Source organism: Halomonas sp. THAF5a (assembly GCF_009363755.1).
Lineage (GTDB): Bacteria > Pseudomonadota > Gammaproteobacteria > Pseudomonadales > Halomonadaceae > Halomonas.
In genome coordinates this window covers 1,744,471-1,768,294 of record NZ_CP045417.1, presented here as the reverse complement: position 1 = coordinate 1,768,294, position 23,824 = coordinate 1,744,471, and the positions used below count along the sequence as shown (strand labels likewise).

Sequence of the window (23,824 nt, the reverse complement as noted above, 5' to 3'; positions counted from 1 at the left end):
CCCGATCATCTAGTAAGGACACGCCGTGGCCGCCTACGTACTGCGCCGCCTGCTGCTGATGATCCCCACCCTGCTGGGGATCATGCTGCTCAACTTCATCATCGTCCAGGCCGCCCCGGGCGGGCCCATCGACCAGGTACTGGCCCGCTTCCAGGGGCTCTCCAGCGAGGCCAGCACCCGCATGGCAGGCGGCGGGGGCGACGTCGCCGCGGGCGGCGAGTCCCGCGGCGCCCGGGGCATCCCCCCGGCCTTCATCGAGAAGCTCGAGGCGCAGTTCGGCTTCGACGAGCCGGCCCACGAGCGCTTCCTCGGCATGATCGTCGACTACGCCACCTTCGATTTCGGCGAGAGCTTCTTCCGCGACGAGGCGGTCACCACCCTGATGCTCGAGCGCCTGCCGGTGTCGATCTCGCTGGGGCTCTGGACCACCCTGGTCGTCTACCTGGTCTCCATCCCGCTGGGCATCCGCAAGGCGCTGCGCCACGGCTCGAGCTTCGACGTCTGGAGCTCGGGGCTGGTGATCGTCGGCTACGCCATCCCCGGCTTCCTGTTCGCGATCCTGCTGATCGTGCTGTTCGCCGGCGGCAGCTACTGGGACCTCTTCCCGCTGCGCGGCCTCACTTCGGCGGACTTCGACGAGCTCTCCGCCTGGGGCCAGGTGAAGGACTACCTCTGGCACATCACCCTGCCGGTCATCGCCTCGGCGATCGGCAGCTTCGCCACCCTGACCATGCTGACCAAGAACAGCTTCCTCGACGAGGTGCACAAGCAGTACGTGCTGACCGCCCGAGCCAAGGGCGCCAGCGACCGGCGCGTGCTCTACGGGCATGTCTTCCGCAACGCCATGCTGATCATCATCGCGGGGCTGCCCGCCGCCCTGGTCGGCATCTTCTTCACCGGCTCGCTGCTGATCGAGGTGATCTTCTCCCTCAACGGGCTGGGCCTCTTGGGCTTCGAGGCGGTGATGCAGCGCGACTACCCGGTGATCTTCGGCACCCTCTACCTCTACACCCTGATCGGCCTGATCCTGAAGCTGATCTCCGACCTGACCTATGTGTGGGTCGACCCGCGCATCGACTTCGAGACACGGGAGTCCTGAGTCATGAACGCCCCCAGCACCGACCCCGACCTCGCCCCGCGCCGCTCCTCCCGCCTCTCGCCGATCACCCGCCGGCGCCTGGCGGTATTTCGCGCCAATCGCCGCGCCCGGCTGTCGCTGTGGCTCTTCGCGGCGCTGTTCGTCTTGAGCCTGGCCGCCGAGCTGATCGCCAACGACCGGCCCATCGTCATGCAGTACCAGGGGCAGTGGTACGCACCGGTGATCGCCGACTACCCCGACACGGAGTTCGGCGGCTTCCTGCCGAGCCCCGCCGACTACCGCGACCCCTTCACCCGGGAGGAGATCGCCGCCAACGGCTGGATGCTCTGGCCGCCGATCCCCTTCTCCTACGAGACCCTGGACCGGGAGCTCGACCACCCCGCCCCCTCGCCGCCCACCGCCCGCCACTGGCTCGGCACCGACGACCAGGGCCGCGACGTGCTGGCCAGGGTGATCTACGGCTTCCGGCTCTCGGTGATCTTCGCGCTGGTGCTGACCGCGGGCTCGCTGGTGCTCGGGGTGCTGGCCGGCGGCATCCAGGGCTACTTCGGCGGCAAGGTCGACCTGATCGGCCAGCGCGTCACCGAGATCTGGTCGGGGCTGCCGATGCTCTTCCTGCTGATCATCCTGGCGAGCCTGGTGGAGCCCAACCTCTGGTGGCTGCTCGGCATCATGCTGCTCTTCTCCTGGCTGGGCCTGGTCGACGTGGTGCGCGCCGAGTTCCTGCGCGCGCGCAACCTCGAGTACGTGCGCGCCGCCCGCGCCATGGGCCTGCCGTCGCACCTGATCATGTGGCGCCATGTGCTGCCCAACGCCATGGTCGCGACCCTGACCTTCATCCCCTTCCTGTTCACCGGGGCAATCACCACCCTCACCGCCCTGGACTTCCTGGGCTTCGGCCTGCCGCCGGGCTCGCCGTCCCTGGGCGAGCTGGTCGCCCAGGGCAAGAACAACCTGCAGGCGCCCTGGCTCGGCATCACCGCCTTCATCACCCTCTCGGTGATGCTCTCGCTGCTGGTGTTCATCGGCGAGGGGCTGCGCGATGCCTTCGACCCGCGCCACATCCAGCACGCCGCCACCCCGAGGACGCCCCGCGATGCCTGAGCCCCTGCTGCGACTCGACGACCTGACCATCGCCTTCGACGACGCCACCGTGGTCGACCGGCTATCGCTCACCGTGGCACGCGGCGAGACCCTGGCCCTGGTCGGCGAATCCGGCTCCGGCAAGTCGGTCTCGGCGCTCGGCGCCATGGGCCTGCTGCCCGCCAACGCGCGCATCGAGGGCGGCCGTCGGCTCGGCGAGACCGACCTCGCCCGCCTCTCGCCGCGCGGCTGGCGGGGCCTTCTCGGCAGCCGGGTCGGCTTCGTCTTCCAGGAGCCGATGACCTCGCTGAATCCGCTGCACTCCATCGGCAAGCAGATCGGCGAGGCGCTGCGCCTGCACCAGGGGCTGACCGGCAAGGCGGCGCGTCGGCGCACCCGGGCACTGCTCGAACAGGTCAGGCTGCCCCGGGCCGAGGAGCTGCTGGACGCCTGGCCCCACCAGCTCTCCGGCGGCCAGCGCCAGCGGGTGATGATCGCCATGGCCATCGCCAACGAGCCGGACCTGCTGATCGCCGACGAGCCGACCACGGCGCTCGACGTCACCGTGCAGCAGGAGATCCTCGCCCTGCTGGCCGAGCTGCGCGACCGCCACGGCATGGGCATGCTCTTCATCACCCATGACCTCAACCTGGTGCGCCGCCACGCCGACCGGGTCTGCGTGATGCACCGCGGCCAGGCCCAGGAGAGCGGCGCGGTGGACGCGGTCTTCGCCCGGCCCCAGAGCCCCCACACCCGCCTGCTGCTGGAGGCCGAACCCACCGGCCGGCCGGCGCCGGTCACGAGCCGGGCGCCGCTGCTTGCGGCGCGCGGCCTGGGGGTCAGCTTCCCGCGCCCGAAGCGGCTGTTCTCTCGCCGCCCACCCCCCTTCGAGGCGGTCAAGCCGCTGGATCTCTCGGTGGCCCCCGGCGAGACCCTGGGCATCGTCGGCGAGTCGGGCTCGGGCAAGACCACCCTAGCCCTGGCGCTCTTGCGCCTGGGTCAGGGGCGCGGCGAGATCGACTTCGACGGCACCCGGCTCGACCGCCTGAGCGGCAACGACCTACGACGCCAGCGACGCAGCCTGCAGGTGGTATTCCAGGACCCCTACGGCTCACTCTCCCCGCGCCTGCCGGTCTTCGACATCGTCAGCGAGGGGCTCCGCTTCCACCAGCCCGAGCTTGCCCGAGCCGAGGTGGAACGCCGGGTCCGCGACACCCTGCGCGAGGTGGGCCTGCCCGAGGAGTGCGCCTCCCGCTATCCCCATGAGTTCTCCGGCGGCCAGCGCCAGCGCATCGCCGTGGCCCGGGCCATCATCCTCGAACCGCGCCTGGTGGTGCTCGACGAACCCACCTCGGCGCTGGATCGCAGCGTGCAGAAGCAGCTCGTCGAGCTCCTGCGTGACCTTCAGGCCCGGCGCCGGCTCAGCTACCTGTTCATCAGCCACGACCTCGCCGTGGTGCGCGCCATGGCGCACCGCCTCCTGGTGCTCAAGGACGGCGAGGTGATGGAGCAGGGCGAGTGCCGCCAGGTGCTCGAGCGGCCCGCCAGCGACTACACTCGAGCCCTGGTGGCGGCCGCCGGCCTCGCGGTCGACTGAATCGCGTGGCCGCGGCCTGTACACTGAGCCGCGTCGAGCCCAGATCGAAGCATCCTCATCTTCGAGCGCATTAGATAACGGTATAAAAATGCGCGAGGGACAAGGACCATGGATGACACAAGGGCCATGACCGTGGCGATCATGGCACGCCAGCCCCCTGGCCATCGCGGCCAGGACGGCACCCCGGGGGGGTCGACAGGCCGCCTCAAGGGGACGTTGAGAAGCGACGGGGATATATCGGTTACGATGGGTTACACTGTGTCTCGTCCACCCCACCGATGAGACGCCATGCGACGCCTGCTCCTTACGCTGCTCGCCCCTCTGATGCTGGCCGTGGCGCTCATCGCGAGCGATGGCGCCGAGGCCATGGCGCTCGACCGCGGCTGGGAATACCGCTGGGGCGACTCTCCCCTGCTGGCCGACGGCACCCCGGCGTGGATCGCCGAATCCCAGGGCGACGATGCCTGGCAGCCCATCGCCTTCCCGGCCAACCCGCCCGAGCGTGATGGCCGCCGCAACGCCTGGTTCCGCGTCACCCTGCCGGAGGGCGAATGGCGCGACCCGGTGCTCTACATCGACAGCGTCGACCTGATCACCCAGGCCTGGCTCGACGGCGAGCGGATCTATCAGCACGGCCACTTCGACGCCCACGGGGCGGGAGGCTTCGCGGGCTGGCCGTGGCACATGATCGTGCTGCCCGAGGACTTCGCCGGCAAGACGCTCTACTTCCGGGTCTTCTCCGACTACACCGCCATCGGCCTGTGGGGCGAGGTCAAGCTGATGGAGCGCCCGGCCATGCTGGCCGATATCCTCACCGGCTCGGCCGGCGACCTCGCGGTCAGCGCCTTTTTGATGCTGCTGGCCCTGCTCGCCTTCGTCTTCGCGCTCATCCAGGCCCACCGCCTGAGCTTCGTCGGCATCGGGCTCTTCGCGCTCGCCGCGAGCCTGATGCTGCTGGCCGAGACCCCGGCCAGCCAGCTGCTGCTCGACATGCCGCTGCTGTGGGACTATCTCGCCGCCGCCGGCTACTACACCCTGCCGCTGGCCATGGGCCTGATGCTGGAGCACTGGTTCGCCGATCAGCGCCCCTGGCTGCTGCGTCGCATCTGGCAGCTGCACCTCGGGTACGTGGTGGGGGCCCTGGGGCTCGCCCTGGCCGGGGTCGTCGACCTCTCGATCACCTTCCCGATCTTCGATGCGCTGCTGGTGGTGAGCCTGATCGTGATGTTCACCACCATCGCCGTGCGCCTGGGAGCGCTGAACGGCGAGCAGCGGCTGATCGTCTTGAGCTACGGGCTCTTCGCCCTGATCCTGCTGGTCGACATGGCCGTGGCCCACAGCCTGCTGGGCTGGTGGCCAGTCCCCGTGAACGGCGGCGCGCTGGGATTCGCACTGGCCATCGTGGGGATCTCGCTGTGGCACTACCGCGAGACCCAGCAGGAGCTCGAGCGCCTCAACCGCTCCCTGGAACGCCAGGTCGCCGAGCGCACCCAGACCCTGCAGGAAATGGTCATGAAGCTGCAGGCGTTCTCCTACCAGGACGCCCTGACCGGCGTGCACAACCGACGCTACTTCGATGAGCTGGTCGAGCACGAGGCCGCCATGGCGCGCCGTAACGGCACCCCGCTGACGATCACGATGATCGATATCGACCACTTCAAGCAGTTCAACGATCGCGAGGGGCACGAGGCGGGGGATACGGTGCTGATCGGCCTGGGTCGGCTGCTCACCCATCACTTTCGCGACAGCGACGAGGTCTGCCGCCTGGGCGGCGAGGAGTTCGTCGTCGTCATGCCCGGCGCGACCGCGGCCATGGTCGAGGCGCGCCTGGCCGAGCTGATGGAGATCCTGGCGCGCACCCGCTTCCGCTATCGCGACCGGGTGCTCGACACGCCCTCGATCTCCTGCGGCATCGCCTCCTACCCCGAGCATGCCGGCGAGCCACTGACGCTGATCGGGCTCGCCGACAAGGCGCTCTACTCGGCCAAGCATCGCGGGCGCTCCCGCATCGTGACCTACGCCTGAGCGCTCTCTGCCTGGGGGCGATGTGACGCGGGGGCGATCAGAACTGGGCGCGCTCGCCCTCGCTGAGCTCCCGCCACTCGCCGGGGGCGAGGTCGCCCAGCGAGAGCGGGCCGATCGCCTCGCGGTGCAGGGCCGCCACATGGTGGCCGATGGCCGCGAACATGCGCTTGACCTGGTGGTACTTGCCCTCGAAGAGGGTCAGCTCGGCGACCCGTGGCTCGCGCATCGCGAGCTCTGCGGGACGCGTCGGCTTCTCCTCGCCATCGAGCCAGAGCCCCTCGGCGAACTGCGTCACGGCGGCTTCCAGCGCCTCCCCCTCCAGCGGATCGGCGAGGGTGACGCGATAGACCTTGCCGCAGCGCCGCTTCGGCGAGGTCACCCGATGGGACCACTGACCGTCGTCGGTGAGCAGCACCAGGCCGGTGGTATCGACGTCGAGGCGCCCCACCGTCTGCAGTCGCTCCACCTGGGGCAGGTCGACCAGCTCGCGCACCAGCGGATAGAGGCCCCGTCGGGCGCTGCATTCGACCCCCGCGGGCTTGTGGAGCATCACGTAGCGCAGGCCGACCAGCGCCAGCGGCTCGCCGTTCCAGGTGACCCGTCGGCTTCCATCGACCTGGGTGGCCGGGTTCTTGACCACCTCGCCGTCCACGCGCACCTCCTCGCGGTGCAGCGCCTTCTTGGCCAGGCTGCGGGTCAGGTCGGTGGTCTCGCTCAGGAATCGGTCCAGCCGCATCAGTTGCCCACCCCGTCGGCGAGGGCGAAATGATCGGCATCACGCCAGGCCGGGAACTTGTCGCGAAACGCCCGAAGCGCGTCGAGCGAGAGGGTGCCGGTCTTCAGGAAGGGCAGGCCCCGGGGCTCGTCGATCAGCGCCTCGCCCTTGGCGTCGATCAGCATGGAGTCGCCGGCGTAGGCCAAGCCCTTGGCGTCCTCGCCGACCCGGTTGACGCCGATCACCGGGCACAGGTTCTCGACGGCGCGCGCCTGCAGCAGCACCCGCCAGGGGTGGCGGCGCGGGGCCGGCCAGTTGGCGACGCAGAGCAGGGCGTCGTACTCGAAATGCTCGTCGGGCCCCGGGCGCTGGCGCAGCCAGACCGGAAAGCGCAGGTCGTAGCAGACGCTGAGCAGGAGGCGAAAGCCCTTGAGCTCGACGATCACCCGCTCATGGCCCATGGCGTAGCGCTCATGCTCGCCGGCCATGCGAAACAGGTGGCGCTTGTCGTAGTGGACCAGGCTGCCGTCCGGACGCGCCCAGATCAGGCGGTTGAAGTACTCGCCCTCCTCGACGACCGCCACGCTGCCGGTGACCACGCAGCCGCGGCGGGCCGCCTGCTCCCGGAGCCAGGCCACGGTGCGGCTCTCGGCCATGGGCTCGGCCATCTCGCGGGAGTTCATGGTGAAACCGGTGGCGAACATCTCCGGCAGCACGATCAGGTCCGTGTCGTCGGCACCCAGCTCGCCCAGCGTCTCCTCGAGCATCCGGCAGTTGGCCTCGGGATCTTCCCAGCGCAGGTCGCACTGCACCAGGGTGGTTCGCAACTCGCTCATCGGGGCACTCCGTCCGGGGGAATATCTCTGGCCCCCAGCCTACCGCAGCGCCAGCGGCGCGTCAGCCAGGCGCGCATGGCGGCGACGCCGATAGCCTGCTAACCTCGGTGGTCTTTGCGATCGAGAACCCCATGACCCGCTCCTCCGCTTCCGTCACCGCCGCCAACGCCCGGGACTCCGGCCAGGGCGTGGCCTTCGGCCTGGCCGCCTACGCGATGTGGGGCTGCTTTCCGCTCTTCTTCGCCCTCTTTGAGGGCGTGCCCGCCTTCGAGGTGCTGACCCACCGGGTGATCTGGTCCTGCGCCTTCCTGGCCGGGCTGATCACCCTGCTCGGCCGCTGGTCGCCGGTGCACGAGGCGCTCGCTCGGCCGCGAGGACTTGGCCGGGTGCTGGGCTGCGCGCTGCTGATCGCGCTGAACTGGGGGCTCTACATCTACTCGGTGGAGACCCGCCATGTGCTGCAGGCGAGCCTGGGGTACTTCATGACGCCGCTGGTCAACGTGGCGCTCGGCATGCTGGTGCTGCGCGAGCGCATGGCACGCCTGCAGGGCGTGGCGGTGGGGCTGGCCGTCGCGGCCATCGCGATCCAGCTGGTGGTGCTCGGCGAGCTGCCCTGGATCAGCCTGGCGCTGGCCTTTTCCTTCGGGACCTATGGGCTCCTGCGCAAGCAGGTGCGGCTCGACGGCCTCTCGGGGCTCTTCGTCGAGACCCTGCTGCTGCTGCCCCTGGCGCTGATGATGCTGGGCGGGCTTGCCCAGGCCGGGCTCTCCCACTTCCTCATCGAGGGCCGCACCACCCTGCTGCTGGTCGCCAGCGGCGTGATCACCGCCCTGCCCCTGCTGGCCTTCGCCGGCGCCGCGCGGCGCCTTCGCCTCGCCACCCTGGGGTTTCTGATGTACCTGAACCCGACCATCCAGTTCGCCATCGCCCTGTGGGTCTTTCATGAGCCGCTGACGCCCACGCAGCTGGCGACCTTCGTGCTGATCTGGATCGGCCTGGCCCTCTACTCCTGGTCGGCCTGGCAGACCCACAGTCGTCGCGACGCACCCCGGATGGCCACGCGCTGATCGCTCGCCGCGTCCCGTTGGGCTACCATCGCGCCATGACGATCGCTGCTCCTCGCGCCGAGCGCCCTCGCCTGCTGCTGGTGGGCGCCGGCCATGTCCACCTTCAGCTGCTGCGCCATCGACGCCGCCTCGCGGACGCCGAGGTGACGCTGGTCGACCCCGGCGGTTTCTGGCATGCGGGCACCGCCGCCGGTCTGCTGAGCGGTCGGCATGCCGCCCACGAGGGTCGCCTGGATCCGGCACGGCTGGCGAGGCGCCATGGCGTGACGCCGATCCGCGGCCGCCTGGCGAGCCTCGATCCCGAGGCGAAACGGGCACGGCTAGAGGATGGCCGGACGCTGCCCTTCTCCCTGCTCTCCCTGAACCTGGGCTCCGCCAGCCGCTGCCCGCCCCCCTCGTCGCCGGGTCCCCGTGTCTGGACGATCAAGCCGGTGGCGCGCCTGCTGGCGCTGCGCCACCGCCTGGAGCGGGAGCTTGCCCGCGGCCACGCCCCGCGGGTCCTGGTCGTCGGGGGCGGCGCCAGCGGCGTGGAGATCGCCTGTCAGCTTCGCCAGCTGGCCAGGCGCTGTGGCGGGCGCGCCGAGATCCTGCTGGTCACGCGGGAGGAACGGCTGCTGGAGGGAGCGCCAGCAGGCGCCGTGCGCTGGCTGATGCGCCATCTGGCGCGCCAGGAGATCAGCGTGCTCGTCGGCGTGGAGGTGACGGGCCACGCCCCGGGGGGCGTGACCTTCACCGCCGCCGATCACGGCTGGGGAGAGGACAGCCTGCAGTGGCTGGCCGCCGACCACGCCGTGCACGCCACCGGCCTCGCCCCGCCCGAGGGGCTGGAGCGACTGGGCCTGCCGGTGATTCCGGGACGCGGCCTGGCCGTCGAGGAGACCCTGCAGAGCCCGGGCTTCCCCGACGTCTTTGCCGCCGGGGACTGCGCGGCCCTGGTGAGCCGGGTGCTGCCGAAGCTGATCCTCCACGGCCGACACCAGGCCGCCGTGCTGGCCGACAACCTCGGCGCCCGCCTCGCCGGCGCACCGCTGACCGCCTACGTGCCGCGTCGGGTCGCCACCACCCTCCTCGACCTGGGCGACCAGGGGCTCGCCATCCGCGGCCAGCGCTGGTGGGCCGGCCGCCTGGCGCTGGCCTGGAAGCGTCGGCTCGACCGCGGCCTGCTCGATCAGGACTGACGCGCCTGGCGCCCGAGCGCCTAGGCCTGGCTGGCGGCCAGCGCCTGATCCAGGTCGGCGATGATGTCGTCGACGTGCTCGATGCCGATGGAGAGGCGCACCATGTCCGGCGTCACGCCGGCCGCCTCGAGCTCCCGCTCGTTGAGCTGGCGATGGGTGGTCGCCGCGGGGATCGACGAGCAGGTCTTGGCGTCGCCGATATTGACCAGGCGCAGGATCATGCCGAGGGCATCGTAGAAGCGCGCGCCGGCCTCGAGGCCGCCGCTGATGCCGAAGCTCAAGATGCCCGACGCGTGCCCGTCCATGTACTTGCGTGCCAGGCCGTGATCCTTGTGGCTCGCGAGGCCCGCGTACTGCACCCAGGTCACCGCCGGATGCCCCTCGAGGTACTCCGCCACCCGGCGGGCGTTGTCGCAGATGCGCTCGATGCGCAGCGACAGCGTCTCGAGGCCCTGCAGCAGCTGCCAGGCGGCCTGGGCGGAGAGCGCCGCGCCCATGTTGCGAAGCGGCACCACCCGCGCCCGGCCGATGAAGGCCGCCTCGCCCAGGTCCCGGGTGTAGCAGACCCCATGGTAGGAGACGTCCGGCTCGTTGAGCAGCGGGAAGCGGTCGGCATGCTCGGCCCAGGGGAACTTGCCGGAATCGATGATCACCCCGCCCACGGTGGTGCCGTGGCCCCCGATGTACTTGGTGGCGGAGTGGATGACGATATCGGCACCGTGCTCGATGGGGCGCCACAGGAAGGGCGTGGGCACGGTGTTGTCGACGATCACCGGCACCCCGTGGCGATGGGCCGCCTCGGCCAGCGCGACCATGTCCACCACGCTGCCCGAGGGGTTGCCCACGCTCTCGCAGAAGACGGCCTTGGTGCGCGCGTCGATCAGCGCCTCCAGGCCCTCGATGTCGTCCTTGTCGGCGAAGCGCACCTCGATCCCCTGGCGCGGCAGGGTATGGGCGAAGAGGTTGTAGGTGCCGCCGTAGAGCTCGCTGATCGAGACGATGTTGTCGCCGGCCTCGGCGATAGTCTGGATGGCGTAGGTGATGGCGGCCATGCCCGAGGCCACGGCCAGGCCCGCGATCCCGCCCTCCAGGGCCGCCAGGCGCTGCTCGAGCACCGCGCAGGTGGGGTTCATGATCCGCGAGTAGATGTTGCCCTCGACCTTGAGGTCGAACAGGTCCGCGGCGTGCTGCGCGCTGTCGAAGGAGAACGAGGTGGTCTGGTGGATCGGCACGGCCACGGCGTGCTGGTCGTCGGGGGCATAGCCGTGGTGCAGGGCGAGGGTCTCGAGCTTCATGGCGTGTCCTTTGGCGTTGTCATTGGTTGTGATTGGTTGTGATTGGTTGTCATCGATGGGGGCTTACTGCATATCGCTGATTCACCCGATGCTAACCAAGCCTGAACCTCGAGACCAATATCGTTTAGTCTGGTCGGCATGTCCGCGGGCCACCGCCCGCCGCCCAAGCCATCGACACGACGCGAACGGATGCTCAAGCGCTACCTCCCGATCCTCACCTGGTTACCCCACTACACCCGCCGCCTGGCCGGCGCCGACCTGCTGGCCGGCGTGATCGTCGGCATCATGGTGATTCCCCAGTCGCTGGCCTACGCGCTGCTCGCCGGCCTGCCGGCGGTGGTGGGCCTGTATGCCAGCATCCTGCCCCTGCTGGCCTACACCCTGCTCGGCACCAGCCGCACCCTGGCCGTGGGGCCGGTGGCGATCATCGCCCTGATGACCGGCGCGGCCCTCTCGGGCGTGGCCGCGCCGGGCACCCCGGAGTACCTCCAGGCCGCCCTGGTGCTGTCGCTGCTCTCGGGGCTGATGCTCACCGCCATGGGACTGCTGCGCCTGGGTTTCTTCGCCAACTTCCTGAGCCATCCGGTGATCGCCGGCTTCCTCTCCGCCTCGGCGGTGCTGATCGCCGCCAGCCAGGCGGCCCACCTGCTCGGCATCGAGGCCAGCGGCTTCACCGCCCTGGACCTGGTGGCAGGCCTCGCCGGCGCGCTCGACCAGACCCACGGCCCGACCCTGCTGATGGGGGTGGGCTGCCTGGCCTTCCTGGTGGGCATCCGGCAGTACGGCCGGCGTGCCTTCGAGGCGGTGGGGCTGCCGGCCGGGTTGGCCGCGCTGCTGACCCGCACGGGCCCGGTGATCGCGGTGATCGTGACCACCCTGCTCAGCTGGCAGCTGGGGCTCGCCGAGCGGGGGGTGGCGGTGGTCGGCGCCGTGCCAGGCGGGCTGCCGCCGCTGACCCTGCCGCCGCTGGACCTGCCGCTGTGGCAGCGGCTGCTGGTCCCGGCGCTGCTGATCAGCGTGGTCGGCTTCGTCGAGTCGATCTCCATGGCCCAGATGCTCGCCGCCAAGCGCCGCGAGCGGATCTCCCCCAACCAGGAGCTGGTGGGCCTCGGCGGCGCCAACGTCGCGGCCGCCTTCACCGGCGGCATGCCCGTCACCGGCGGACTCTCGCGCACCGTGATCAACTTCGAGTCCGGGGCGCGCACTCCCCTGGCGGGGCTCTTCGCGGCGCTTTGCATCGCGGCGGCCACCCTGGCGCTGACCCCGCTGCTGTACCACCTGCCCATCGCCACGCTCGCCGCCACCATCACCGTCTCCATCCTGACCCTGGTGGACATCCCCCTGATGCGCCAGACCTGGCGCTACTCGCGCAGCGACTTCTCGGCCATGGCGGTGACCATCGCGCTGACCCTGGTGGAAGGGGTGGAGGCCGGCATCATCTCGGGGGTGGCGCTCTCCATCGGCCTCTTCCTCTACCGCACCAGCCGCCCGCACAGCGCGCTGGTAGGGCGCATCGAGGGCACCGAGCACTTTCGCAGCGTGCACCGCCACCAGACCGAGACCGTCAGCCACCTGGCCATGCTGCGCGTCGACGAGAGCCTCTACTTCGCCAACGCCCGCTACCTCGAGGACACCCTCTACACCCTGGTGGCGAGTCGGCCCGAGCTCGACCACGTGGTGCTGATCTGCTCGGCGGTGAACCTGATCGACGCCTCGGCCCTGGAGAGCCTCGAGGCGATCAACGCCCGGCTCCAGGACTCCTCGGTGACTCTGCACCTCGCCGAGGTGAAGGGGCCGGTGATGGATCGCCTCAAGCACAGCGACTTCCTGGACGACCTGACCGGCCGGGTCTTCCTCAGCACCTACGCGGCCTGGCAGGCGCTGCGGGAAACCGGCGACTGACCCGGAAAAATGTCCACCATCACGACAAGCGTCAATGTTTTGAGCAGGAGGAGGATGATTCACCACAGTGGCGATCATTGGGTATGATGATCGGGACACTCAGGACGACGGCGGGCCATGGACACCCTCTCGAAACAGAACCTCGGCGTCAGCGCCTACCACTGGCTGAAACGCGACATCATCCGCGGCGTCTTCACGCCCGGCGAGAAACTGCGGATGAGCGGGCTCAAGGAGCGCTATGGCCTCGGCATCGGCCCGCTGCGCGAGGCCCTCTCGCAGCTGGTGGCCGAGCACCTGGTGGTGGCGATCAGCCAGCGCGGCTATCGGGTCGCGCCGATGTCACTGTCGGAGCTCGAAGACCTCTACGACGCCCGGGCCCAGCTCGAGGGGCTGATGCTGGAGCTGGCCATCCAGCGCGGCGGCGACGACTGGGAGGCCGAGATCCTGGCCAAGGCCCACACCCTGGCCAAGGTGACCGAGGTCAACAGCCCCGAGGAACAGCTCGAGGTGTGGGACGCCCGCCACAAGGCCTTCCATACCGCCATCGTCGCCGGCTGCGACTCGCCCCACCTGCTCAAGGTGCGCGAGAGCCTCTTCGACCAGGTGGAGCGCTACCGCCATCTCTGGCTGCGCGAGACAGTCTTCTCGGGCGAGGCGCTGGCGCGCAAGCGCGACGAGCATGAGGCGCTGGTCGAGGCCATCCTCTCCCGCGACGTCCCGCGTGCCGCCCGGATGATGCGCGAGCACCTGATGACGCCGGTGCCGATCATCACCGAGGCCATGCAGCGCCAGGGCCTGGCCTGAGGCCGCCGCAAGGCCCGCCGGTATTCCCCTCGCTCGCTCGACACGTCATGATGTTGTCATCACCCGTCGCGACACTCGACTCGGACTCACTGCAAGGAACATCCCCATGCCCCATCTGCTGCGTTTTTCCCGCGACATCGAGACCCGCCTCGAACAGGCCTGCCAGCACACCGGCATCACCAAGGCCGAGCTGATCGAGCGCCTGGTGCAGGATGGCCTGAGCGACCTGGAGACCCAGCTGCTGCTCGAGGGCGGCGCCCCCCGCGCCGAGCGCAGCATCGACCAGCTGCTGCGCGAGAGCGGCCTGGGCGCCTAGGCGCGGGCATGGCGAGGTGCCCGCCGGGGCGCCTCTCAGGCGAAGGCGGCGCGGAAGCGCCGATACTCCTCGAGTGCCGGCTCGCTGGCGACCGCCTTCAGCCGCACCTCCTGCCCCGGCAGGCACTGGGCCAGCCGGGAACAGGCCAGCGGCGTGAGGGCACCGAGCCTGGGATAGCCACCGATGGTCTGGCGATCGTTGAGCAGGGCGATGGGCTGACCGTCGGGCGGCACCTGGACGGCGCCCAGGCCGATCCCCTCGGAGATCATGCTGGTCACCCGGCAGTGAAGCGGCGGCCCGGCGAGCCGGACGCCCATGCGGTCGGCACGATCGTCCACCCGCCAGGACGCGTTGAAGGCCCGATAGAGACTCTCCCCGCTGAACTCCCCCACCTGGGCCCCCGGCAGCAGCGACAGCTCGGCGGGCCGGCGGTAGTCGATCCGCGCCTCGGGCGGCGCCTCGCGCACCGCCTCGCTTACGCGACCGGCGCACCCCGCCCCGACCCGCAGGCGGTCGCCCTCGGCCAGCCGGTGGCCCCGGCCATCCTGACCGCCGAGCCCCTCGCGCACCACGCAGGCGACGCTGCCCAGCACCGGCGTCGCCAGAAAGCCCCCGGCCACCGCCAGGTAGGCCCTCAGGCCATTGACCGGCGTGGCGAAGGCGAGGCGCTGGCCGGCCCGCATCGCGAACGAGCGCCAGCCCTCGAGCGGCGCGCCATCGAGGGTCGCGCCGAGATCCGCGCCGGCCACGGCCACGGTCAGGTCCCGCTCGGCGACCAGTTCCAGGCCGCCGAAGGTCACCTCCAGGGCCGGCATGCCCCAGGCGTTGCCCGCGAGATAGTTCGCCCAGGCCCAGCCGTGCTGGTCCGCCGGCCCGCCCTGGGTCACCCCCAGCCGGCGTACGCCCATGCGCCCGGCATCCTGCAGCAGCGCCAGGGGACCCGCGCGGCTCACGCGCAGGCCGTCGACGGCATCGCTCATCGCGCCTCCTCCATCGGGCGGGCATCGCCACCCCGTCGTTCGAATTCGGCCCGCTCGATGGGCACGAAGCGGACCCGGTCGCCCACCTGCAGCAGGCTGAACCCGTCGCGGTCGCGATCGAAGAGCACCGCCGGGGTGCGGCCGATCAGGTTCCAGCCACCGGGCGTGACCGCGGGATAGGCCGCGGTCTGGCGGCCGGCCACGGCCACGCTGCCTGCCGGTACCCGGCGCCGCGGGGTGTCCAGGCGCGGCGCCTCGAGGCGCGGATCGACGCTGCCCATGAAGGCGAAGCCGGGGGCGAAGCCCAGGGCGAAGACCCGGTAGGTCCGCTCGCTGTGACAGGCGATCACCGCGTCGCGGCTCATCCCCGCAAGCTCGGCCAGCCGGTCGAGCTCCGGCCCCACCGAGGCGTCGTACCACACCGGCAGCTCCTTCACCGCGGCCTCTGCCGTCTCCTCGTCCGGGGAGAGGCGCGCCAGCAGCGCCATCAGCTGCTGCCGGGCCTCGGCCGGCGAGAGACGCAACGGATCGAAGATCACCAGCAGGGTCGTGTAGGAGGGCACCAGATCGACCAGCGTCTCGCCGAACGCCGCCTCGCACTCCCTCACCAGGGCGGTGAGCCAGGGCATGTTGGCCTCATCGATGGTCCCGAACAGGCGCACCATCCAGCCATCGAGTCCGGCGGGCTCGAGGCGCGGCAGGCCGTGGGGGGCACGCGGGTTCATGAGCCGCTCGCCGAGGCGTCGAGGGCGTCGCGGATCGCCTTGATGGCGGCGATCGACTCGGCGTTGTCGCCGTGCACGCAGAGGGTATCGGCGGCGAGCACCAGGCGGCTGCCGTCGCTCGCCGTCAGCGGCTCGCCGGCGGCGATGCGCCGGGCCTGGTCGACGATCACCCCGGCATCGTGGTGCACCGCCCCCGGCTCGCGCCGGGAAACCAGCCGCCCCTCGGCATCGTAGGCGCGATCGGCGAAGGCCTCGAACCAGAGGGTCACGCCGTGGCGCGCGGCCAGCTCGCGGGTCGCGGACGGATCCCGCGTGGCCATCACCATCAGCGGCAGGCGGGCATCGTAGGCCACCAGGGCGCGCATCACCGCCTCGAGCGTCTCCGGGTCGCGCATCATGTCGTTGTAGAGGGCGCCGTGGGGCTTGACGTAACCGACCTCCAGGCCCTCGGCGCGGCACACCCCGGCCAGGGCGCCGACCTGGTAGAGCACCAGATTCTCGACCTCCTCGGCGGAGCACGCCATCGAGCGCCGGCCGAAACCGACCATGTCCGGATAGGCGGGATGGGCCCCGACGGTGACGCCGTGGCGGCGGGCGAGACGCACGGTCATGCGGATGACATCGGGATCGGAGGCGTGGAAGCCACAGGCGACGTTGGCCAGGTCGACGTGAGGCATGACCTCGTGGTCCAGCCCCATGACCCAGGGACCGTAACTCTCGCCCATGTCGGCGTTGAGCAGCAGGCGCTTCATGGTCCATCTCCTCCATAACGAGCATTTGATAAGAATTTATCAACGTTTTATCGATAAGACATCGTTCTTTAGTCTATATATCGTTGACTCGACCTCCCCGACCTCCCTAATCTGCCGCTCAAACACCCGCTAGACTGGTTCGAGACGGTCCGCCGGCCGCGCCCCGCGTCGCCGCCCGGTCCCGACCCCATGCATTCGTGACAGAGGTACCGACCATGACCGCCCGCATCCCGCTGCTCTCCCTGACCTCGGCCGCCGCCATCGGTCTCAGCCTAGCCACCCTGGGCGGCACCGCCCAGGCGGCGACCGAGTGGAACATGCCCACGCCCTACGGCGACACGACCTTCCACACCGTCAATATCCGCGAGTTCGCCGACGACGTGCGCGAGGCGACCGATGGCGAGCTGGACATCACCGTCCACTCCAACGGCTCGCTGATCGGCCACGCCGAGATCAAGAACTCGGTGCGCCGCGGCATCGTGCCCATCGGCGAGCTGATCATGTCGCGGCTGGCCAACGAGAACCCGATCTTCGAGGTCGACTCCGTGCCCTACCTCGCCTCGAGCTACGAGGATGCCGAGGCCCTCTGGGAGGCCTCCCGCGAGGTCATCGCCGAGGAGCTCGCCGAGCAGCGGCTGCGCCTGCTGTTCGCCGTGCCGTGGCCGCCCCAGGGCATCTACACCCAGCAGGCCCTGGAGGCGCCCGACGACCTCGAGAACCTGAGCATGCGCGCGTACAACACCGCCAGCGAGCGCTTCGCCCAGCTGGTCGGCGCGGTGCCGACCCAGGTCGAGGTGCCCGACATCCCCACCGCCTTCAGCACCGGGCGCGTCGGCGCCATGATCACCTCGCCGGCCACCGGCGCCGACACCAAGGCCTGGGACTACCTGAGCCACTTCAACCATGCCCAGCTGTGGCTGCCGAAGAACATGGTGATCGTCAGCGAGAAGGCCTTCTCGCGCCTCGACGAGGCCAGCCAGCAGGCCGTGCTCGAGGCGGCCGAGGCGGCCGAGACCCGCGGCTGGGAGATGAGCCGCCAGGAGACCGCCGACGCCCTCGCGGTGCTCGAGGAGAACGGCATCGCGGTCAGCGAGCCGGCGCCCGAGCTCGCCACCCTGCTCGAGGAGGTCGGGGCGACCATGACCGAGGAGTGGGCCGGCCGCGCCGGTGACCAGGGCGCCGCCATCCTCGAGGCCTACGAGGCCACCCGCGACTGATCCGCTCCCCTGCCGGGGCCCTGGCCCCGGCAGCTGCCTCTGGACCCTGCCATGACCTATCGTCTCAGACCCCTCTACCAGCTGGGCGGCTATCTGGCCGCCCTGTGCCTATGCCTGATCTGCGCGCTGATCACCGCCCAGATCCTCGGTCGCCTCATCGACCGCATCGCCACGGCGCTCGGCGGCGACCGCATCGGCCTGGCGATTCCCGGCCTCGCGGAGATCTCCGGCTTCCTGCTGGTCGGGGCCAGCTTCCTTGGGCTCGCCTACACCTTCGTGCACGGCGGCCATATCCGCGTGACGCTGCTGGTCGGGCGGCTCTCGCCGGCCCCGCGCGCCTTCGTTGAGGTCTTCTGCCTGAGCATCGCGCTGACCCTCGGCCTCTACCTCGGCTGGTACCTCTACTGGCTGCTGGCCGACAGCATCGCCTTCAGCGAGACCTCCTACGGCCTGCTGAGCATCCCGCTGTGGATTCCCCAGTCCGCCATGCTCGCCGGCGTGGTGCTGCTCTGCCTGGCGCTCGCCGAGGCCTGGTGGGCGACCCTGATGACCGCCGTGACCCGACCCTCCACCTTCACCATCGACGACAGCGGCCAGGAATGAGCCCGGGAGACCCACCATGCTCGTGATGATGACGATCCTCTTCGTCGCCTTGATGCTGCTGCTCGGCAGTGGCGTCTGGGTGGCCTTCTCGCTGCTGGGGCTGGGCTGGCTCGGCCTCTCGCAGTTCACCGCGGTGCCCACCGGCGACGTGCTCGCCTCCAACGTCTGGGGCGAGAGCTACAGCTGGGAGCTCACGGCGCTGCCGATGTTCATCTGGATGGGCGAGATCCTGTTTCGCTCGCGACTCGCCGACGACATGTTCACCGGCCTCTCGCCCTGGATGCAGCGCATCCCGGGCCGCCTGCTGCACACCAACGTGGTCGGCTGCGGCCTGTTCGCCGCCGTCTCCGGCTCCTCGGCGGCGACCTGCGCCACCATGGGCAAGATGACCATCCCCGAGCTCACTCGCCGCGGCTACGACGAGCACCTGGTGATCGGCACCCTGGCCGGTTCGGCCACCCTGGGCCTGCTGATTCCGCCGTCGATCATCCTGATCGTCTACGGCGTCGCCACCGACCAGTCCATCGCGCGGCTGTTCATGGCCGGCATCTTCCCGGGGCTGCTGCTGATCTCGCTGTTCGCCGGCTACCTGATGCTCTGGTCCTGGCGATTCCCCGACAGGATCCCCCCCGCCGAGGGCGGCCTGCCGCTGGGCGAGAAGCTGCGTCGGGCGCGCCGCCTGATTCCCCTGCTGGCCCTGATCGTCGGGGTCATCGGCTCGATCTACGCGGGCCTAGCCTCGCCCACCGAGGCGGCGGCCGTGGGGGTCGTGCTCTCGCTGCTGCTGGCCCGCCTCCAGGGCAACATGAGCGGCGGGGTCTTTCGCGACGCCCTGCTCGGCGCGGTGCGCACCTCGACGATGATCGCCTTCATCCTCGCCGGTGCCGCCTTCCTCACCGCGGCCATGGGCTTCACCGGCCTGCCGCGTGAGCTCGCCGCCTGGATCGGCACCCTGGGCCTCTCGCCGGTCATGCTGCTGGCGGCCCTGACGGTGTTCTTCATCCTGCTGGGATGCTTCCTCGACGGCATCTCGGTGGTGGTGCTGACCACCTCCATCATGCTGCCGATGGTCGAGGCGGCCGGCATCGACCTGATCTGGTTCGGCATCTACCTGGTGGTCGTGGTGGAGATGTCGCAGATCACCCCGCCGGTGGGCTTCAACCTCTTCGTGCTGCAGGGCATGACGGGGCGCAACATCCTGTCGATCGCCTGGGCCGCCCTGCCCTTCTTCTTCCTGATGATGCTCGGCGTGGTGCTGATCAGCGTCTTCCCCGGCATCGTGACCTGGCTGCCCCAGGCCATGGGCAACTGATCACGCCCCGAATCCCTCGACAAGGAGCGGCACATGACAGAGCAACGGACACCCCGCAGCCCGATCGTCTCCTCGGAGCACCTGTCGCGCAGCAGCCAGGAGACCTCGGAGTTCGAGTTCGGCCTGATCATCGCCGGCCACGCCTTCGACCGCTGGATGGTGCGCTGCATGACGGCGAGCGGCTACCCGGAGCTCGGGGCCCTGGACGTGCTGGTGCTGCACAGCGTCAACCATCGGGAGCGCGCCAAGCGCCAGGCGGACATCTGCCTGGTGCTCAACGTCGAGGATACCCACACGGTGACCTATGCGCTGAAGAAGCTGGGCCGCCTGGGGCTGGTGGCCGGCGAGAAGCAGGGCAAGGAGAGCCTGTTTCGCACCACGGAGCTTGGCCGCGAGGCGTGCAGCCGCTACGCCGAGATCCGCGAGGCCTGCCTGGTGGACTCGCTGGCCTCCATGGGCATCGAACGCGAGGAGATGAGCCGCCTGGCGGGCCTGCTGCGCGCCATGTCCGGCCTCTACGACCAGGCCGCGCGCTGCGCGGCCTCGCTGTAGGCGGGCCCGAACACGACGCGGGCCGTCGCGGCCTCGCCCCCGAGGCCGCTCAGCGACGGGCCGCCTCGGCCAGGGCCGCGCGGGGATCCCGCGGGTAAAAGCGCTCGGGCTGGCGCTCGATATGGGCGAAGAAGCGGGTGTCCTTGTAGGGCATCTTCATGAAGCCCGAGACCCCGAGTCCCTCGATCAGCCCCACGGCGTCGAGGATATCCTCGAGCCGACGGCGAAACTCCGCCTCCCGGGAGGGATCGAGCAGGCGGTAGTGGCTATGGATCTTGAGGTGCTCGGGCAGCGCCTCGAAGATGATCATGCCGGTGTGGTGGATATCGTTGAGCGCCTCCAGCGAGGTGATGATCGCCTCGGGCAGCACCAGGAACTCCTCGGGGTCCGGGCCGTCCTCGAAGTAGCTGTGCAGCCGCGAGCGGTCCTCGAGCTCCGGCACCGCGCTGACCTCGTAGTGCAGCCGCATGCCGGGGCTGAGCACGAAGGGCGCCTCGACGCCCTCGCGCTCCAGGTGCAGGGTATCGCGGGCGTTGAACAGGCAGCTCTTGAAGATCCCGCGGCGATGGATCGCCCGGGCCAGGGTCACCATGTTGTTGACCGCGGCGATGAAGGCCGGCCTGAGGCCGGGGTCGTGGAGGTTGAGCGAGGTGTCGATGTAGACGCCCTCGGCCTCCCAGCGCACCGCCAGCCCGCCGACCACCGGATAGCGGCCCAGCCGGCTGACCGCGGCCAGGAAGGCCTTCTCGGTCTCGCCCATGTTCTGCATGAAGTTCTTGTAGTAGCGGTCGAGCTGGACGTCGTTGACGTCGTTGAGCGTCTCGCGGCCGCCCTCCTCGCGCAGGAAGGACTTCCGCGAGCTGTAGACCACGGTGTCGATCTCGCGGCCGGCGGGCCGGCTCCAGACCGGCACCAGCGGCGCCTCCGCAGGCGTCGGCAGGTCGAGCATCACCAGCCGCCCCAGGCGCGGCATCTCGCGGATGAAGTGATCGCCGGCGCGCCGGCGGGTCAGCGGGTCGGGGTCCAGCATGCCATCGAGCATGCGCGCGAACTCCCGGGGCAGCCCCAGCGAGGTGGCCGGGATGGCCCGGTGGCCGAAGCGGCAGGACTGCGCCGAGGCCAGCGCATAGAGGGTGGCGGCGGCGCCCTGCTCGTCGAAGCGCGGCGAGGAGAGCGCGCCGTTCAGCTGCTCCTCGCCGATGAAGTAGACGTCGCCCAGGCGGGCGTTGGTCTGCTGGAGGTTGTCCGACATCAGCTCCATGACGTTGGTCGCCAAGAACTGCTGGTTGGCATCGAGCTGGGCGAACACCGAGGAGCCCCAGTCGATCAGCGCGATGGTCTCGCGGGCCTCGTCGAAGACCAGGTTGGAGGGCTTGATGTCGCCGTGCACCACCGGCTTGCCGGCAGGCCCCGATTCCCGGCGCAGGGCGCGCAGGATATCGGCCAGCTGGTCGGCGATGCGCACCACCAGGCGCGGGGAGAGCCGCCCCCGCTGCAGCGAGACCTCCTCGAGGTTATAGCCCGGCGCCCGCTGCATCACCAGGATCGACTGGCGGCGGACCCGCTGGAAGACGATCAGCTTGGGCACCCGCGGATGGTCGACCTGCTCCAGCATGAAGGCCTCCTCCTCGAGGCGGTCCTGCAGGCGCTGGGGCAGGTTGACCCGGGTGAACTTGAAGACATACTCCTCGCCCACCCCGGTGAAGCCGGCGAACACGAAGCCGTAGGCGCCCTTGCCGATCAGCTCGATGCCCCGGTAGCCCAGCTGCTCGAGCTGGGCCCGGCACAGCGACACCCACGCCTTGAGCTTGCGGGCGTCGTCGTGGCTGAGCAGGTAGATCGACTGCTCTTCCGGGATGTAGAACTGCTGCAGGGACGCCTGGGTCATGACATGGGATTCCTTGCACTCTCCAGTGGATCAGCATTGGACCTCCCGTCGGCAAGCCTTCGCGAGGGCGCTGTGAACCCATCCGTGGGCGCTACCGTTGCCATCCTTGGCAAAGGACCCTCGCTCCGGCTTGCCCCCGGTACCCGGCATGGCGGGAAGCTGGGGCAGGCGGGCTTAGCCAAGGTGCAGGAGCATCGTCTCCGGCGCCTCCAGGTAGCTCTTCCAGGCGTTGCAGAAGCGGGCGATGGTGCCGCCATCGATCAGCCGGTGATCCCCGGCCCAGGTGACGGTCATGATCGCACGCTTGACGACGTTGTCGTCGGCGTCGAAGCGCGGCAGCCACTGGGTCTTGCCGATGGCGACGATCGCCACCTCCGGGGCGTTGATGATCGGCGCCGCGTAGGTCCCGCCCAGCGCGCCGATGTTGGAGATGCTGATGGTGCCCTCCTGCAGGTCGGCGGAGGCCACCCGGCCCTCGCGGGCCTCGGCCGTCAGGCGCTGGATCTCGCCGGCGATCTCCAGGAGGCTCAGGCGCTCCACGCCCTTGACGTTGGGCACCATCAGGCCCGCCTTGCCATCCACGGCCATGCCGATGTTGCACGACGGCAGGTAGTGGATCTCGTCGCCCGCCTCGTTGAGCCGGCTGTTGAGGATCGGGAAGTCGCGTATCGCCAGCGCCATCGCCTTCATGAAGAAGGGCATCAGCGTCAGGCGCGCGTCCCGGGCCTGGGCCTCGGGCTTCAGCCGCTCGCGCAGCGCCAGCAGCTCCGTGACGTCGAGCTCCTCGCCGTACTGGAAGTGCGGGATCGTCGAGGCCGAGGCGACCATCTTGCGGGCCATGGCGGCGCGAATGCCGCGCATCGGCTCCACGCGCACCTCGCCCGGAGCGCTCGCCGGCGCGGCGGTAGCCGTCTCGGAAACGCCCGGCTCGGCGGCGCCTTCCGCGGCGGACGGTACCTCCGCGCTGGTCGTCTCGCCGCGCGCGAGGTAGGCCTGGACGTCCTCCTTCAGCACCCGGCCCTGCTTGCCGGACCCCGGCACCTCCCCAAGGCGCAGCCCATGCTCGCGCAGCAGGCGACGCACGGCAGGGCTCGCGGGAATGCGCCCGTGGGGCCCCTGCCCGCTCGCCTCGCGGGCCGCCGGGCCAGGCGACGCCGCGGTCGTGGCCTGCGGAGCCGGCGAGGTCGAGGCGGGCGCGGAGGCCCCGCGCTCGGCGGTCGCGGGCTCTCCGGCCGCTTCGGCATCGTCCGTGTCGGCATCGGCCGGCGCGTAGGCGAACAGCGGCGCGTGCACCCTGGCGATCTCGCCCTTGGCCACGTGCAGCGTCGTCACGCGCCCCGCCTCCGGGGCGGTGATCTCGACCATGGCCTTGTCGGTCATGACGTCGACCACCGGCTGGTCCTCCTCGATCGCCTCCCCCTCTGCGATGCGCCACTCCACCACCTCGCACTCGACGATGCCCTCACCGATATCGGGCAGGATGAAGTCCTTGGCGGCGCCGGCCGCGGCCGGACGAGCGCGCTCTCCGCGGTTGGTTGTTGCGGTCTCGTCGGTACGGGGCTCGGAGGCCTGTGGTTCGCTCGCCCGGGGCTCGGACGCCGGGGGCGCGGTGTCGGCCCCGCCCTCGGCCTCGGCCTCGTAGGCGAACAGCGGGGCGTGCACCTTGGCGATCTCGCCCTTGGGCACGTGCAGCTGCGTCACCCGGCCCGCCTCGGGGGCGGTGATCTCGACCAGCGCCTTGTCGGTCATCACCTCGACCACCGGCTGGTCCTCCTCGATGACGTCACCCTCCTGGATGCGCCACTCCACCACCTCGCACTCCACGATACCTTCGCCGATATCGGGCAGCTTGAACTCGGTCATCTTGTCTCTCCTGTC

Annotated in this window: 21 protein-coding genes; 13 read left to right on the top strand and 8 right to left on the bottom strand. The window is 70.2% G+C overall.

Annotated features, from left to right (window positions below):
* The first annotated feature begins 25 nt into the window (after window positions 1-25).
* From FIU83_RS08020 to FIU83_RS08005, 4 genes are all read left to right on the top strand, one after another.
* Entirely contained in the window at window positions 26-1,099 is a 1,074-nt protein-coding gene (locus tag FIU83_RS08020; protein ID WP_152483565.1) for a microcin C ABC transporter permease YejB, read from the top strand.
* Between the two features lie 3 nt (window positions 1,100-1,102).
* A complete protein-coding gene (locus FIU83_RS08015) occupies window positions 1,103-2,203 on the top strand; it encodes an ABC transporter permease (RefSeq protein WP_152483564.1) in 1,101 nt (366 codons plus the stop codon).
* Window positions 2,196-3,779 (top strand): ABC transporter ATP-binding protein, encoded by a 1,584-nt coding sequence (locus tag FIU83_RS08010; RefSeq protein WP_152483563.1) that lies wholly within the window; start codon window positions 2,196-2,198, stop codon window positions 3,777-3,779. Before FIU83_RS08015 ends, FIU83_RS08010 begins: the two co-directional genes overlap by 8 nt.
* Window positions 3,780-4,067: 288 nt before the next feature.
* Entirely contained in the window at window positions 4,068-5,804 is a 1,737-nt protein-coding gene (locus tag FIU83_RS08005; protein ID WP_152483562.1) for a GGDEF domain-containing protein, read from the top strand.
* A gap of 37 nt (window positions 5,805-5,841) precedes the next feature.
* On the opposite strand, the gene FIU83_RS08000 is transcribed toward FIU83_RS08005, so the two are convergent.
* Both FIU83_RS08000 and FIU83_RS07995 read right to left on the bottom strand, forming a co-directional pair.
* Window positions 5,842-6,540 carry a pseudouridine synthase gene (locus tag FIU83_RS08000; RefSeq protein WP_152483561.1) on the bottom strand — a complete coding sequence of 233 codons (699 nt, stop codon included), beginning with the start codon at window positions 6,538-6,540 and terminating at the stop codon, window positions 5,842-5,844.
* Entirely contained in the window at window positions 6,540-7,355 is an 816-nt protein-coding gene (locus FIU83_RS07995) for an amidohydrolase (RefSeq protein WP_152483560.1), read from the bottom strand. Before FIU83_RS07995 ends, FIU83_RS08000 begins: the two co-directional genes overlap by 1 nt.
* 131 nt (window positions 7,356-7,486) lie before the next feature.
* On the opposite strand from FIU83_RS07995, the gene rarD reads away from it, so the two are divergent.
* Entirely contained in the window at window positions 7,487-8,422 is a 936-nt protein-coding gene (rarD, locus tag FIU83_RS07990) for an EamA family transporter RarD (RefSeq protein ID WP_152483559.1), read from the top strand.
* Window positions 8,423-8,457: 35 nt separating this feature from the next.
* Window positions 8,458-9,600 (top strand): NAD(P)/FAD-dependent oxidoreductase, encoded by a 1,143-nt coding sequence (locus FIU83_RS07985; RefSeq protein WP_152483558.1) that lies wholly within the window; start codon window positions 8,458-8,460, stop codon window positions 9,598-9,600.
* 20 nt (window positions 9,601-9,620) lie between these two features.
* On the opposite strand, the gene FIU83_RS07980 is transcribed toward FIU83_RS07985, so the two are convergent.
* Window positions 9,621-10,895, bottom strand: a complete 1,275-nt coding sequence (locus FIU83_RS07980) for an O-acetylhomoserine aminocarboxypropyltransferase/cysteine synthase family protein (protein WP_152483557.1) — start codon at window positions 10,893-10,895, stop codon at window positions 9,621-9,623.
* 189 nt (window positions 10,896-11,084) lie between these two features.
* Between FIU83_RS07980 and FIU83_RS07975 the strand changes: the two genes are divergently transcribed.
* The 3 genes from FIU83_RS07975 to FIU83_RS07965 all read left to right on the top strand — a co-directional run bounded on the left by FIU83_RS07975 (window position 11,085) and on the right by FIU83_RS07965 (window position 13,917).
* Window positions 11,085-12,797 (top strand): SulP family inorganic anion transporter, encoded by a 1,713-nt coding sequence (locus FIU83_RS07975; RefSeq protein WP_152483556.1) that lies wholly within the window; start codon window positions 11,085-11,087, stop codon window positions 12,795-12,797.
* 117 nt (window positions 12,798-12,914) lie between these two features.
* The gene (gene csiR / locus FIU83_RS07970) at window positions 12,915-13,601 is read left to right on the top strand and encodes a DNA-binding transcriptional regulator CsiR (RefSeq protein ID WP_152483555.1); all 687 of its coding nucleotides are present in this window, start codon (window positions 12,915-12,917) and stop codon (window positions 13,599-13,601) included.
* 106 nt (window positions 13,602-13,707) lie between these two features.
* On the top strand, window positions 13,708-13,917 hold the full coding sequence (locus tag FIU83_RS07965) for a hypothetical protein (protein ID WP_108444387.1): 210 nt from the start codon (window positions 13,708-13,710) through the stop codon (window positions 13,915-13,917).
* A gap of 35 nt (window positions 13,918-13,952) precedes the next feature.
* Here the strand turns inward: FIU83_RS07965 and FIU83_RS07960 are convergent, their stop codons facing one another.
* From FIU83_RS07960 to FIU83_RS07950, 3 genes are read right to left on the bottom strand one after another with little or no spacing between them, the layout of a single operon-like run.
* Window positions 13,953-14,897, bottom strand: a complete 945-nt coding sequence (locus FIU83_RS07960) for a biotin-dependent carboxyltransferase family protein (RefSeq protein ID WP_152483554.1) — start codon at window positions 14,895-14,897, stop codon at window positions 13,953-13,955.
* Window positions 14,894-15,622, bottom strand: a complete 729-nt coding sequence (pxpB, locus tag FIU83_RS07955; RefSeq protein ID WP_152483553.1) for a 5-oxoprolinase subunit PxpB — start codon at window positions 15,620-15,622, stop codon at window positions 14,894-14,896. Before pxpB ends, FIU83_RS07960 begins: the two co-directional genes overlap by 4 nt.
* Window positions 15,619-16,374, bottom strand: coding sequence for a 5-oxoprolinase subunit PxpA (locus tag FIU83_RS07950; RefSeq protein ID WP_152483552.1), 756 nt, complete (start codon window positions 16,372-16,374; stop codon window positions 15,619-15,621). Before FIU83_RS07950 ends, pxpB begins: the two co-directional genes overlap by 4 nt.
* A gap of 215 nt (window positions 16,375-16,589) precedes the next feature.
* On the opposite strand from FIU83_RS07950, the gene FIU83_RS07945 reads away from it, so the two are divergent.
* From FIU83_RS07945 to FIU83_RS07930, 4 genes are read left to right on the top strand one after another with little or no spacing between them, the layout of a single operon-like run.
* A complete protein-coding gene (locus FIU83_RS07945; protein ID WP_152483551.1) occupies window positions 16,590-17,591 on the top strand; it encodes a TRAP transporter substrate-binding protein in 1,002 nt (333 codons plus the stop codon).
* A 51-nt stretch (window positions 17,592-17,642) separates the two neighbouring features.
* Window positions 17,643-18,194 carry a TRAP transporter small permease gene (locus tag FIU83_RS07940; protein ID WP_152483550.1) on the top strand — a complete coding sequence of 184 codons (552 nt, stop codon included), beginning with the start codon at window positions 17,643-17,645 and terminating at the stop codon, window positions 18,192-18,194.
* Between the two features lie 16 nt (window positions 18,195-18,210).
* Window positions 18,211-19,506 (top strand): TRAP transporter large permease, encoded by a 1,296-nt coding sequence (locus FIU83_RS07935; protein WP_152483549.1) that lies wholly within the window; start codon window positions 18,211-18,213, stop codon window positions 19,504-19,506.
* Between the two features lie 33 nt (window positions 19,507-19,539).
* Window positions 19,540-20,058, top strand: a complete 519-nt coding sequence (locus FIU83_RS07930; RefSeq protein ID WP_152483548.1) for a winged helix DNA-binding protein — start codon at window positions 19,540-19,542, stop codon at window positions 20,056-20,058.
* A gap of 49 nt (window positions 20,059-20,107) precedes the next feature.
* Here the strand turns inward: FIU83_RS07930 and FIU83_RS07925 are convergent, their stop codons facing one another.
* Together FIU83_RS07925 and FIU83_RS07920 are read right to left on the bottom strand one after the other, a co-directional pair.
* Complete coding sequence (locus tag FIU83_RS07925; protein WP_152483547.1) at window positions 20,108-21,946, bottom strand: protein kinase; 1,839 nt, start codon at window positions 21,944-21,946, stop codon at window positions 20,108-20,110.
* 174 nt (window positions 21,947-22,120) lie between these two features.
* Window positions 22,121-23,809 (bottom strand): dihydrolipoyllysine-residue acetyltransferase, encoded by a 1,689-nt coding sequence (locus FIU83_RS07920; RefSeq protein WP_152483546.1) that lies wholly within the window; start codon window positions 23,807-23,809, stop codon window positions 22,121-22,123.
* Window positions 23,810-23,824: the final 15 nt, after the last annotated feature.

Excerpts from the sequence above, each read along its gene's own strand:
- FIU83_RS08010 (WP_152483563.1), top strand. The coding sequence starts at position 2,196 with ATGCCTGAGCCCCTGCTGCGACTCGACGACCTGACCATCGCCTTCGAC.
- FIU83_RS07925 (WP_152483547.1), bottom strand. The coding sequence starts at position 21,946 with ATGACCCAGGCGTCCCTGCAGCAGTTCTACATCCCGGAAGAGCAGTCG.
- FIU83_RS08015 (WP_152483564.1), top strand. The coding sequence starts at position 1,103 with ATGAACGCCCCCAGCACCGACCCCGACCTCGCCCCGCGCCGCTCCTCC.
- rarD (WP_152483559.1), top strand. The coding sequence starts at position 7,487 with ATGACCCGCTCCTCCGCTTCCGTCACCGCCGCCAACGCCCGGGACTCC.
- FIU83_RS07935 (WP_152483549.1), top strand. The coding sequence starts at position 18,211 with ATGCTCGTGATGATGACGATCCTCTTCGTCGCCTTGATGCTGCTGCTC.
- FIU83_RS07960 (WP_152483554.1), bottom strand. The coding sequence starts at position 14,897 with ATGAGCGATGCCGTCGACGGCCTGCGCGTGAGCCGCGCGGGTCCCCTG.
- FIU83_RS07985 (WP_152483558.1), top strand. The coding sequence starts at position 8,458 with ATGACGATCGCTGCTCCTCGCGCCGAGCGCCCTCGCCTGCTGCTGGTG.
- csiR (WP_152483555.1), top strand. The coding sequence starts at position 12,915 with ATGGACACCCTCTCGAAACAGAACCTCGGCGTCAGCGCCTACCACTGG.
- FIU83_RS08000 (WP_152483561.1), bottom strand. The coding sequence starts at position 6,540 with ATGCGGCTGGACCGATTCCTGAGCGAGACCACCGACCTGACCCGCAGC.
- FIU83_RS07940 (WP_152483550.1), top strand. The coding sequence starts at position 17,643 with ATGACCTATCGTCTCAGACCCCTCTACCAGCTGGGCGGCTATCTGGCC.
- FIU83_RS07965 (WP_108444387.1), top strand. The coding sequence starts at position 13,708 with ATGCCCCATCTGCTGCGTTTTTCCCGCGACATCGAGACCCGCCTCGAA.
- FIU83_RS07920 (WP_152483546.1), bottom strand. The coding sequence starts at position 23,809 with ATGACCGAGTTCAAGCTGCCCGATATCGGCGAAGGTATCGTGGAGTGC.
- FIU83_RS07930 (WP_152483548.1), top strand. The coding sequence starts at position 19,540 with ATGACAGAGCAACGGACACCCCGCAGCCCGATCGTCTCCTCGGAGCAC.
- FIU83_RS07945 (WP_152483551.1), top strand. The coding sequence starts at position 16,590 with ATGACCGCCCGCATCCCGCTGCTCTCCCTGACCTCGGCCGCCGCCATC.
- FIU83_RS07975 (WP_152483556.1), top strand. The coding sequence starts at position 11,085 with ATGCTCAAGCGCTACCTCCCGATCCTCACCTGGTTACCCCACTACACC.
- FIU83_RS07980 (WP_152483557.1), bottom strand. The coding sequence starts at position 10,895 with ATGAAGCTCGAGACCCTCGCCCTGCACCACGGCTATGCCCCCGACGAC.
- pxpB (WP_152483553.1), bottom strand. The coding sequence starts at position 15,622 with ATGAACCCGCGTGCCCCCCACGGCCTGCCGCGCCTCGAGCCCGCCGGA.
- FIU83_RS07995 (WP_152483560.1), bottom strand. The coding sequence starts at position 7,355 with ATGAGCGAGTTGCGAACCACCCTGGTGCAGTGCGACCTGCGCTGGGAA.
- FIU83_RS08005 (WP_152483562.1), top strand. The coding sequence starts at position 4,068 with ATGCGACGCCTGCTCCTTACGCTGCTCGCCCCTCTGATGCTGGCCGTG.
- FIU83_RS07950 (WP_152483552.1), bottom strand. The coding sequence starts at position 16,374 with ATGAAGCGCCTGCTGCTCAACGCCGACATGGGCGAGAGTTACGGTCCC.